The sequence below is a fragment of the Pelosinus baikalensis genome, from assembly GCF_020819555.1.
Classification (GTDB): domain Bacteria; phylum Bacillota; class Negativicutes; order DSM-13327; family DSM-13327; genus Pelosinus; species Pelosinus baikalensis.
Window position 1 is genome coordinate 1 of the sequence record NZ_JAJHJB010000080.1, and the last position, 8654, is coordinate 8654.

The window sequence follows — 8654 nt, forward strand, 5'->3', positions numbered from 1 at the left end:
GTTATTCCTATAGAAGTCAGAAGAACGTTGGAAATTGGAGAGAAAGATGGTTTAGAAATCTATGTTGATAAAGATCGTATTATCCTTATGAAATATCAACCATCTTATGAGTGTATTTTTTGCGGTAGCCCTGATAATGTGAGTGAATTTAAAGGAAAAACAATTTGCAGTAAGTGCCTGGAATCCATTACTCAAAAGAAGCGTGGCGATGTTGCATGAGCGAACGATGTGGACGTTGCAATCGGGTACTAAGAGACGTCATCAGTAAAGAAAAAGGATTTGGCCCGGTGTGCTGGACCAAGATCATTGGTACCAGGGAGAGGCAGAAGGGCCAAGGACGATTGTTCAAGGAGCCTGAGCTAGATTTTAGCGGTGATATTATTCTGAAGCGTAGCGAGAATGGCAGCGTGTTAACAAACGTATCGCAACAAATAGAATTGCATAGTCCGAATGGCTTTGAATGGGGCTATGGTGGTTCTGGACCTGCTGAGCTGGCTCTTAATATCTTGGCTATGTTTACGGATCGGCAGACAGCAGAAGAGCTGCACCAGATATTCAAATGGGATTTTATAGTTAGGGTGCCTTATGATGGCGCCACGATAAAAGGTAAGGAAATAAGGAAATGGTTAAAGCAGCATAAGACTGCATCATAGTGTGATGAGAGGGCGGTGTGGGAGCCGCCCCTTATTAGGGGGAGTAGACATGATTTACACAGGGGTGGTGGTTATGGTTGGCCAGATCTAGAAATATTAAACCAGGATTTTTTACGAATGATGAACTTGCAGAAATTGAGCCGCTTGGAAGGCTATTATTCGCTGGTCTTTGGACTATAGCGGATCGGGAAGGACGGCTTGAAGATCGGCCTAAAAAAATAAAAATAGAAGTATTACCTTATGATAATTGTGATATCGATTCGTTGCTTCAGGAGTTGTCAAATAGAAAATTTATTCTTCGTTATGAAGTAAATGGAGAACGGTACATACAGATTTTAACCTTTATTGAACACCAAAATCCTCATAGAAATGAAAAGCCTAGTACTATACCTGCACCAGACTTGCACAGTACAAGTACAGTACAAGCACCATGCATAAATAGTACAAGTAACATACAAGAACAGTTTAATAATGAGAGTGGTATTGTGCAAGGTGTAGTCGTAGCATCAGAGCAGGAGGGTGCTAGTAGTGTACTCGAAAAGCAAGAATCCAGTAAAATCAAGCCTTCGAAGGACTCTGGTACAAGTACGGTACAAGCACCAGACAAGAACAGTACTAATCTAGTAATGCACAGTACTAATCGGGCTGATTCCTTTAACATGATTCCTGATTCCCTTAACAAGACCACTCATGTCGATCCGTTGTCTATTGAAAAATCTGTGGATAACTTTAGTGGCATGGATAATTCTGACAATGGAATAAAACCCAATACTGATTTTATGATTTTCTGGAATGAGTATCCTCGACGATCGGGTATGAATAAGGCGGTGGAAGCATGGAACAAGCTTATGCAGAAGGGGATACCTCCTAATGACCTTGTAAGAGCTGCTAAGAAGTACTCGATAAAGGTCAAATCTGAAAAGGTTGATTTGGATTATATCAAGATGCCACAGACTTTTTTGTCCAGTGGAGCTTTTAAAGAATATGCTCCAGTATTTTCACCGGATTGTCCGGAATGTCGTGGAGTAGGATGTATACCAGTAGATAAAGCAGATCCAGCTGGTGCAATGACAGAATGCAGTTGTAAGAAGAGGCTTGATGTAGCATAAATAAGATCATTTTGTATTTGTTATTTTCTGGGAAATGTTAGGAGGGTTAATTGTGGGACCATGTGTGCATTGTGGTCGGTTAACGGATAATGTGGAGAATATTTGCTCTCATTGCCAGAAGCGTAAGGAGAGTAAAAATGCTGTTAGTCCGGAGGTTCGCAGCCAGATTGAAAAGGCTGTTAAGATGGCAGAGCAGTATCATAAAGGATTTCGTGTGATTCAGAACCAGCGAGGGGAGATATTAGTATTTCCAACTGCGGTACCTGTGAAAGAAGGTACCTTGGTGCTGTTTGAGACGGAGGTGTAGATGTGAGATATGCGCATGCAAACCGTGGTAAGGCTTTTGAAGAGTCGATCATCATGGTGAATGAAATATATAAGGCCAGAGGCAAAGCAATTATAACTAAAGTGCCAACGGAGTGGATACCTATTCGCCAGGGCGGGAAGATCATATCTGCAAAGGTGGAAAATAAGTCAATCGTGGATTTTCTAGGGAGCTATAAGGGACAATCCATTGCCTTTGATGCAAAGGAGTGTTTGTCTTCTGATCGGATTCGCTGGGCGGAGCTGAAAGAGCATCAACAAGAGTTTCTTGATCGGCATTATAAGACGGGGGGAATCTCCTTCGTGTTTGTTAGTTTCAAGGGTGGAAGGTACTTTGCGGTACCATGGAAAGTTTGGGAGTATGGTCTGGATGAATGGCAAGCGGGCGGGGCTGCATCGATACATATCAAGGATTTTTCACCAGAATGGAAGGTGCCTCAGAGTTTAGATTATTTGCCGATAGTGGATCGGCTGTTTAGGAAGGTGGGGTGAAAGTGGCCATTGTCAGTGTTGATGTTGATCTGGATGAGTTCGGTGATGAAGATTTGCTTGAAGAGGTCAAAAAACGTGGTCTTCTAAAAGCTGAAAGTAATGACTATAGCGAGATCATTTCACTGCTAGAGAATAGTTCAGGCGCAGCTGTTATTAAGACCGGGGTTGGTGAAGCCTTTAGTGTCAGTGTTGGTGGTAATTGTTCTTATGCCGATAATGGAAGGTCAACGATAATTGTTATCAGTGGCGAGTAATGTCCTTGTTATCAAATGTTATGAGTGCCTCGTGAGCACGTATAGAAAAACGAACTTAAATAAAATTGATTGGAGTGGGGGAGAATGAATCAATATTTATCACGGGATGAAAAAGAGAATCTGGTAAGACTTATGACGCTCAGGGTGCAGCTTGAGAAAGTCATTGAATTGTACTCTGGTTTGAAGAACGTAGATAAGAAATTTCTTTCTGAGCTCAGGCATGCACGGACTAGACTCGAAAAATCAGCAGACATACGACTAGGCTATCTTGATGAGCAGGCCAAGGAAAATCTAATGGTATCGATCTCCAAACTTAGAATCATGTTTATGGCTACGCCAGAAGCCATCCAAGCCAATAAGGACATGCTGCAGTTAAAAAGCACGCTGCCGATTGACGTAGAAGATTTCCAAGACTGGTATGGATTTGTGATTGAGCATAGTTGCAAAACATGCACCAAGGCAGATTATAAAGAGTGTGCAGCACGTAGGGTTTTGTCCAAGTATGATGTAGTGCCAGTTGATCCGGAAGCGCAAGAGAAATGCCAATACAGCTATGCTAGTGACCTTGCACCTGAGACAGATACACCAGGACTCATCGAAAAGCCTGAGTTTGCAAATATAGGTGCAGAGCTAGAAGCACTGCAGCTTAGAGTTTCGGAGTATGATCGGCTGAAAATAGTGATTAACGATATCCTGCATCCGAACGGTGATGGTCCTGCTAATCCGAGCATGTGTGACATTGTGGCGTTTATTCGGAGTGACTGGGATCGGTTTGCGAAAGAAGCACAGGAATTACGAAAGCAGCTTGAGGAGTTGCAGGTTAAGTATGATTTGCTTACTGAGAGTAGTGGGGTTCAGAAGAGTGGTGCAGCGGAAGAGGATCTCGATTGCGAGGATGATGGTCTGCCTGTCACGTTAGTACTCAACCATGGTCTAAAAACTGTAATGCACCTACCCAAACATATGATAGAATGTCTCATAACTGAAATTAAGCGTCCAAGTCGCTTTTCACGGAGTATTTGTGCCAAGTTCGTAGATGACGAATTTGTGGCAATCGATATGCAGGAAGTTGTCGCCATGCGTGTGTCTGGCTTGGAAGATATTGAATGGAGTAAGCCGGGAGTGGTACAAACTCAAACTACTTCCACCACCGAGCAGGAGCGCTATCGTATTGAATGCTCTTGCGGTGCTGAGTATTTTGCTAATATGTATAATGGCTTTCCAGGTGGTCGAACGAAAGGACGTTGCCGCGAGTGTCAAAGTACAGTTTTTGCTGATCGTCAGGTGGACAAGATCCCTGATCCTAGTGATGGTGTAGAAGCAACATTGTTGACGAATCGGTATTTTGTGATTCGGGAGCCATACCAATCGCGTGAAGAAAATGCACCAGTGAGCAGCCCTATTACCCCGAAATTGAGGGAATTAAACGTCGCACCAGATCTAAGAAATATCAAGAATATTGGCCGTGATTGTAAAGATCCATGCAGGCTATTGGTGTAATGAGAATGGCTATACAACGTACGGAAGCAGAGTATGCAGTATTTAGTAGCTTGATAGGGTGGATGATCAAGGGGCGACGATTAGCCCCTCATGCTTCTAGCGAGAGGATTGTCACTGGAGCGCTAGACGTCGTCAGGGGCGGGAATAGTACTAGTGGAGTATCATTGCAAGGGCGGGTTGAAACAAAGAGCCGTAGAGGGCCGCAGAGGAAGAGAGGGCTTTGAAATGAAACAGTTTATTCTGGTGTTGGTTCTAGTTGCAGTTCAATATACCGTGAGCCCTGGTGACACGCTGCAGTCTATTGCTGAGCAGTATTGCCAGGGCGATGATCCTCGACAGGTTGCGGAGTTCCGCGAGGGGATCAGGGAATTAAATTATGATGTGATTGGTGAGAGTGATGTGTGGGCGGGGTTGGTTTTAGAAATAAATCGGTGGGAATAGAAAAATAGCGCCTTCAAGGGGGAGAGCTTTAAATGGGAGAGAAGTTGTTGAACGATATGAGAACTGTCAGTAGTAGGATGCTGGTTAATAGAAATATATATAGGCTGGAGATGAGCGGTAAAAAAACTGGCTGCTCTTTAGAGCAGCTAGTAAGGGACCCGTAACAACTTAGGAGGCAGTTACATTACATAATATGTTCCAAAGTGAATAAAGGTGATTAATCTGTTATTTAGAACTGCATATTAAAAGTGCGGTGTAACCAGTTTGGATGGTAGGAGAGAGGTTATGTTGGGGAGGGCGGGATAGATTATTTTGATAACTTTTCTAATTGAAAAAATTTATGGTACTGATAAAATAACCAAAATAATATCCAGTCAGATATATAAGAGTGCCAAAACGTCCATCCGTTATAATGAGCCATGTGTCCCGTTTTCACATGGATATATTCTATAGTAATCGCCAAGGCAGTCCAAGCAAACCAATAATAAAACATAATAAAGTATGACTGCTTTTTAGGAAGCCATTGGATAAAGAGATAGGTAACAATAATGTAAACATCAAAATCGTCCATGAGCTCCCTTATAATCTTTGGTTCGTTTCCGTAATACTCCCAATAGATTACATACCATTCGACAATTTGGTCGCTAATTAAACTTAAGCATAATGCAAAGGCACAAACTGGGACCATTTCCTTCCAGCGTGATCTATCTGCAAAAATTAGCCAACAAGCCCATGATATTAAAAAACGGGTATAAAAAAAGTCCATATTAATTGCTCCTTAAGAGACTGTCAAAAGATATTATTAGGATTAAGTATTTTAATTATGCAAATGGATAAAAAGGGCGGGGGCAAAATAACATGTATATCCATATAGCCTGGTTATATCCAGCCGCCTTTATTGGCTGCTTAGTTGGGTTGTTAGTAGCAGCAATGTGTACAGCTGCTAAGCGAGGAGATCAATATCTGAAGGAGACAAGTATGACATTAAGCAATGAACTTATTAAGCAGATAAAGAAAGCACAGCACCAGCTAGATTCCCTAAAGTTTGGGAATGTAGATTTTATCATACAAAACGGTGAAGTCACCCGAGTCGATATACGGCAGAGTATTCGTCCGGAGAAAAAAGAATAATTGGCTGACCGACGAACGGAAGCCGACACTACCTGGGATTACTAGGAGTGTCGGCATTTTATATTTTATGAGTGGGGTGTGGGAACATGCAAGCGAAAAGAATAAAACCATGGGAAACATTAATAGGAAAAGTGCTTGTAAAATATTATCATAAACAGTCTAGATTAGAGCAACTGCGAGGTATTGAAGTCATTCTATTAGGTGATATCCGTGAGATGGAAGAAACAATAAAATGTATGATGGACACCCCAAAAATGACAGCCAAATATGGTTATTCACCAGGTGGTGGTAGTAATTGTAGTGATCCCTTGGCCTCTATGATTGAAAAGCTAGAGAATGCAACACAGAAAGCACAGCAGCTTCTACCAGATAAATATAAGAGATTAATTAGCATTAGATACCGAATTCATGAAATACGAGAGTGGATGGCACCATTTGACGTGGCTTTTAACCGATTGACTGAAGAGGAAAAGCGTATTTTAGAAATGAAATATTCATGGCGTAGGTCAAATCGCAGTATAGCAGACATGTTTCATTGTACTGAAAAACGTATAAGGTCTATTCATTATAAAGTTATAAAATATATCACGATTTGCTTCCAAAAACAAAGTGGACGCAAAATGGACGCACATGGGGCTGGTTTTTATGATAGGATAGTAGTGTAAGTAAATGTGAAGACTATTAGGCCGTCCCGCTAGGGGCGGTTTTACTATTAGTAATAATATAAATAAAGGAAATGGATGGAAAATGTCGAAAAATATAACCTGAAATAATAAATTATTTGATGGAGGAACTTATGCTTATTTGGAGAGGTTATGGATTTATAGTCCCTATAATTACTATTCTGGTATGTTTGATAGTGCAATCATCTTTTGATGCGGTATTCTTTAAAGGATACTATAGCCTTAATAAGTGGCCAGTATTATTAGCACTTTTCATTGCTGCTATACCTGTTTGGTTTGTAGGAAAGCGATTAAATCAGAATTCGGAGCGAATATTACTTGACCCTAAGACCGGTGAGGAAGTTAAATTAGTTTCAACACATAGTTTGTTTTGGATCCGTGTGGAGTATTGGGCACCTATTTTGATTGTAATCGGTATAATCAGCTTTATAAAATAAAATATAGAGATATCAATTCATTGTAATAAAGCACCTCAAAGGGTCTTTATTACAATGAATTTGAAGGATAATATTCCCTTTTTCCGAAAATATTACATATACAATAGGAGGTATCTTTCATGCGTAAAATAATCTTATTAACTATGCTTTTGGTCTTTGCAATTATATTACCCTGTTATGCTGATTCAAAAGAAATAATTACCGAAGGCACCTATATTGCTTCAGAGTACGATTCCCCTTCTCAAGGTGAAGAAGCTGCCTTATTAATTGCTAAACGAGCTGCTCTCGAACAAGTCGGAACCTATTTACAATCTGAAACTTTAGTGAGCAATCTTCAACTCAAAGACGAACAAGTTAAATCACTTACGTCTGAAGTAATAGAAACTACGGTATTAGATAAATCTCGTACATTTAACGGACAGAACATGGTATTTTGGGTTAAAATAAAGGCTATTGTGTATCAGGATAAGCTGCTTGAAGTCATAAAAAGCGGATTTAAGGTAATGAATAAATCGGCTAAAGACAGATCGGTCATGGGAGTTGTGACGATAGTAGACCTTGCTCCTGGAGCAAAATTCGACGCAAAACATGTAATTAAGAAGAAAACCTTCGATTTTAATCAATTTGTAGAATACTTTCATGTTGTTGATCCATTTAACCAGGCTATTACTAATAAATATTTATCTCGGTCACTTGTCACAGAAAATAAAGATGAGTTAGCTGACTATATAAAAGATGAGTATGTAAAGAACAAACAGCTAAGTAATGATGCTTTTGCCGCCGCAGCGGAAAAATATCAATATGAGTATGTTTTAGTTAATATTTTAAAGTTTAATAAAATTGAGAGAGTTACTGGTACTGCCTTTTTCACTTTTGAGATGAAGATGTATTGGCAGACGGATGCAACCATGAATTCATATTTGTATGATACTAAAAATGGAAAAATGATCTTTAATGATATTTTTATGGATAAAAAAGAAAGTCGATACGGAGCAGGTACTTTGTTTAACACGCCAGCAAGAGATGCATCGGAAAAAGCACTTAGTAGTAATCTTAATGACCTTTCACAATCATTGATTGACCAAGCATTGAAAAAACTCCCTAACCTATAAAAGAAAAATAAATAATTTTAGCGGCGGCACTTTGATGGTGTCGTCTTTTATATCCATACAAGGTGTTGATATTGTTTAGCTAAGGATAGAGGATGATAAAAATAGTTCCTTAATTGTGGAGGTGGTGAGATGAAATAATGGCAAAAAAACATGAACAAGCCCAATGAGATTACATCCTTGGTATACCATATAAAGAGATTGCTGCTAAATACGCCGTGTCTGTCGAAACCGTAAAATCTTGGCGAAAACGTCATGGATGGTCCAGGGATAAAACAACTAAAAAAGGTGTGCAGGAATCTGAAGAAGCTGTAAGGCTCTTTTTTTATGCGCAAAATGAGGTGATAAATTGAAATGCCATACAGACTGTGTGTACAACCAAGAAAGCGAATGCACGCGCACTACAACTCACTTGAAGCAGGCTAAATGTAAAGATAGGACTGTTTTAAGATTTGAGACCAAAGATAACAAGTATACATTGCTAAAAACCCTTGACTTTAAAGGCGTAGTAAGTGATTAAT

The 8654-nt window shown here is 40.0% G+C and carries 15 protein-coding genes; 14 read left to right on the forward strand and 1 reads right to left on the reverse strand.

The window, feature by feature from the left end; all coding sequences use genetic code 11:
- From LMF89_RS24585 to LMF89_RS24625, 9 genes are all read left to right on the forward strand, one after another.
- The coding region (locus LMF89_RS24585) for an AbrB/MazE/SpoVT family DNA-binding domain-containing protein (protein ID WP_229537460.1) at nucleotides 1-219 on the forward strand (219 nt) is incomplete at its 5' end.
- Nucleotides 216-653 (forward strand): DUF6166 domain-containing protein, encoded by a 438-nt coding sequence (locus LMF89_RS24590; RefSeq protein WP_229537461.1) that lies wholly within the window; start codon nucleotides 216-218, stop codon nucleotides 651-653. The genes LMF89_RS24585 and LMF89_RS24590, both read left to right, overlap by 4 nt.
- Nucleotides 654-730: 77 nt before the next feature.
- Nucleotides 731-1762 (forward strand): LvrA C-terminal domain-related protein, encoded by a 1032-nt coding sequence (locus LMF89_RS24595; protein WP_229537459.1) that lies wholly within the window; start codon nucleotides 731-733, stop codon nucleotides 1760-1762.
- A gap of 52 nt (nucleotides 1763-1814) precedes the next feature.
- Nucleotides 1815-2069 carry a hypothetical protein gene (locus LMF89_RS24600; protein ID WP_229537458.1) on the forward strand — a complete coding sequence of 85 codons (255 nt, stop codon included), beginning with the start codon at nucleotides 1815-1817 and terminating at the stop codon, nucleotides 2067-2069.
- Between the two features lie 2 nt (nucleotides 2070-2071).
- Complete coding sequence (locus LMF89_RS24605; protein WP_229537457.1) at nucleotides 2072-2578, forward strand: Holliday junction resolvase RecU; 507 nt, start codon at nucleotides 2072-2074, stop codon at nucleotides 2576-2578.
- A gap of 2 nt (nucleotides 2579-2580) precedes the next feature.
- Entirely contained in the window at nucleotides 2581-2832 is a 252-nt protein-coding gene (locus tag LMF89_RS24610) for a hypothetical protein (RefSeq protein ID WP_229537456.1), read from the forward strand.
- An 84-nt stretch (nucleotides 2833-2916) separates the two neighbouring features.
- Complete coding sequence (locus LMF89_RS24615; protein WP_229537455.1) at nucleotides 2917-4332, forward strand: DUF5651 domain-containing protein; 1416 nt, start codon at nucleotides 2917-2919, stop codon at nucleotides 4330-4332.
- Between the two features lie 5 nt (nucleotides 4333-4337).
- The gene (locus LMF89_RS24620) at nucleotides 4338-4556 is read left to right on the forward strand and encodes a hypothetical protein (protein WP_229537454.1); all 219 of its coding nucleotides are present in this window, start codon (nucleotides 4338-4340) and stop codon (nucleotides 4554-4556) included.
- A complete protein-coding gene (locus tag LMF89_RS24625) occupies nucleotides 4510-4773 on the forward strand; it encodes a LysM peptidoglycan-binding domain-containing protein (RefSeq protein WP_229537453.1) in 264 nt (87 codons plus the stop codon). The genes LMF89_RS24620 and LMF89_RS24625 overlap by 47 nt, the downstream gene beginning before the upstream one ends.
- 307 nt (nucleotides 4774-5080) lie before the next feature.
- On the opposite strand, the gene LMF89_RS24630 is transcribed toward LMF89_RS24625, so the two are convergent.
- Nucleotides 5081-5539: a CBO0543 family protein gene (locus LMF89_RS24630; protein WP_229537452.1), complete on the reverse strand. Its 459-nt coding sequence runs from the start codon at nucleotides 5537-5539 to the stop codon at nucleotides 5081-5083.
- Nucleotides 5540-5631: 92 nt separating this feature from the next.
- Here LMF89_RS24630 and LMF89_RS24635 point away from each other — a divergent pair, with 92 nt between their 5' ends.
- The 5 genes from LMF89_RS24635 (at nucleotide 5632) to LMF89_RS24655 (ending at nucleotide 8486) form a co-directional block, all read left to right on the forward strand.
- A complete protein-coding gene (locus tag LMF89_RS24635) occupies nucleotides 5632-5904 on the forward strand; it encodes a DUF2292 domain-containing protein (protein ID WP_229537451.1) in 273 nt (90 codons plus the stop codon).
- A gap of 86 nt (nucleotides 5905-5990) precedes the next feature.
- On the forward strand, nucleotides 5991-6569 hold the full coding sequence (locus tag LMF89_RS24640; RefSeq protein ID WP_229537450.1) for a sigma-70 RNA polymerase sigma factor region 4 domain-containing protein: 579 nt from the start codon (nucleotides 5991-5993) through the stop codon (nucleotides 6567-6569).
- A 131-nt stretch (nucleotides 6570-6700) separates the two neighbouring features.
- Entirely contained in the window at nucleotides 6701-7024 is a 324-nt protein-coding gene (locus LMF89_RS24645) for a hypothetical protein (RefSeq protein WP_229537449.1), read from the forward strand.
- Between the two features lie 119 nt (nucleotides 7025-7143).
- Entirely contained in the window at nucleotides 7144-8136 is a 993-nt protein-coding gene (locus LMF89_RS24650; protein WP_229537448.1) for a hypothetical protein, read from the forward strand.
- A 182-nt stretch (nucleotides 8137-8318) separates the two neighbouring features.
- Nucleotides 8319-8486, forward strand: a complete 168-nt coding sequence (locus tag LMF89_RS24655; RefSeq protein ID WP_369412717.1) for a helix-turn-helix domain-containing protein — start codon at nucleotides 8319-8321, stop codon at nucleotides 8484-8486.
- Nucleotides 8487-8654: the final 168 nt, after the last annotated feature.